This is a genomic window from uncultured Limnohabitans sp. (genome assembly GCF_937889215.1).
GTDB lineage: Bacteria > Pseudomonadota > Gammaproteobacteria > Burkholderiales > Burkholderiaceae_C > Limnohabitans_A.
Genome location: NZ_CALBEX010000402.1, coordinates 1 through 1,978, shown reverse-complemented (window position 1 = coordinate 1,978; position 1,978 = coordinate 1). Strand labels below are relative to the sequence as shown.

Genomic DNA, 1,978 nt, shown 5'->3' with positions numbered 1-1,978 from the left:
CGCGCACAGAACGCAACCGAGACGCCGCCTACGACCGACTGGCCGGTGCCGGGACCGAGTTGGTGACCGCCGAGATGGTGGCGTTTGAGTGGATTCGCACGGCCGAGCACCCCGACTTCAAGCTGCTGCAAAGTTTGTTCAAGTGATGGGCGGGGCTGTGCTTCTGCTTTTTCTTGGGCTTGGGCCTCGGTCACTGCGGGCTTGTTCCTGACCCCTTGACTTTCTGCGGCAGGCAGCCAAGTTCCAGGCCGATGTGGCGCGCTTGGCCGCTGTCCACTGCGTGACAGAGTCAGCTTCTTGCAAGTCCGCTGCTCATAATTATGAATTCAGAAGAGGCGGGCACCCGATGGGTCGACCTCGGCATTTATTCTTCATAAGCGGACATCAGGAGACATCCATGGGCAACTTTGCTGACTTTCACCAGCGGTCAATCAACGACCGCGAGGCCTTCTGGGCCGAACAAGCCCAATTGGTGGACTGGAAAGTCCCACCCCAACAGATTTGCGATTACAGCAATCCACCCTTTGCCAAATGGTTCGTGGGCGGCGAAACCAACCTGTGCCACAACGCGGTGGACCGCCACTTGGCCGAGCGCGCCGACCAGCCCGCCTTGATCTTCGTGTCGACCGAAACCGACACCGAAATCACTTACACCTACCGTGATCTGCACGCCGAGGTGCAGCGCATGGCGGCGATCTTGCAAGACTTGGGCGTGGTCAAGGGCGACCGCGTGTTGATCTACATGCCCATGATCGCCGAAGCAGCATTTGCCATGCTGGCCTGCGTGCGCTTGGGGGCTATTCACTCGGTGGTGTTTGGCGGTTTCGCGTCGCATTCGCTGGCCACGCGCATCGAAGACGCGTCGCCCAAAGTGATCATCAGCGCCGACGCGGGTTCGCGCAGCGGCAAGGTCGTGGCCTACAAGCCGCTGCTCGACGAAGCCATTCAGCTGTCGGCGCACAAACCCGCCAACGTGGTCATGGTGAACCGCCAGCTCGCCGCCTTCGCGCCTGTGGCGGGCCGCGATGTGGATTACGCCACCGAACGCGCCAAGCACATGGACGCGGTGGTGCCTTGCGAGTGGGTCGAATCCACCCACCCCAGCTACACCCTCTACACCTCGGGCACCACCGGCAAACCCAAAGGCGTGCAACGCGACACCGGTGGCTACACCGTCGCCCTGGCCGCCAGCCTGCCCAATATTTTTGAAGGCCAACCCGGCGGTACCTTCTTTTGCACCAGCGACATCGGCTGGGTGGTGGGGCACAGCTACATCATCTATGGCCCGCTGATCGGCGGCATGGCCACCATCCTCTACGAAGGTCTGCCCATCCGCCCTGATGGCGGCATCTGGTGGAGCCTTGTTGAGAAGTACAAGGTCAACGTCATGTTCAGCGCCCCTACGGCGATTCGTGTGCTCAAAAAGCAAGACCCCGCGCTGTTGACCAAATACGACTTATCCAGTCTGCAGGCCCTGTTCCTAGCCGGTGAGCCGCTCGACGAGCCCACCGCCAAGTGGATTTCAGAAGGCCTGAATGGCAAAGCCATCATCGACAACTATTGGCAGACCGAGACCGGCTGGCCGATTTTGAGCATCTGCAATGGCGTCGAAAAAGCGCCCAGCAAGTTCGGCTCGCCTGGCAAAGCCATTTATGGCTACAACGTCAAGCTGGTGGACGACCAGACGGGAGAAGAACTCACGGGAGCCAACCAGAAGGGCGTGTTGACCATCGAAGGCCCACTGCCTCCCGGCAACCTGCAAACCATTTGGGGCGATGACGCACGCTTTGTCAAAACCTACTGGAACACGGTGCCGGGCAAGCTGGTCTACAGCACCTTCGACTGGGCGGTGCGCGACGAAGACGGCTATTACTTCATTCTGGGCCGCACCGACGACGTGATCAACGTGGCCGGGCACCGCCTCGGCACCCGCGAGATCGAGGAAAGCATTTCCAGCCACCCCAACATCGCCGAAGTC

Annotated in this window: 1 protein-coding gene and 1 pseudogene; both read left to right on the top strand. The window is 60.6% G+C overall.

What is annotated here, in order from left to right; genetic code table 11:
• Positions 1-146: pseudogene (locus Q0341_RS10140) on the top strand (isochorismatase); the annotation flags it as partial.
• Positions 147-397: 251 nt separating this feature from the next.
• Positions 398-1,978 (top strand): propionate--CoA ligase (locus tag Q0341_RS10135; protein WP_299512808.1); only part of this gene is annotated, 1,581 nt, incomplete at its 3' end.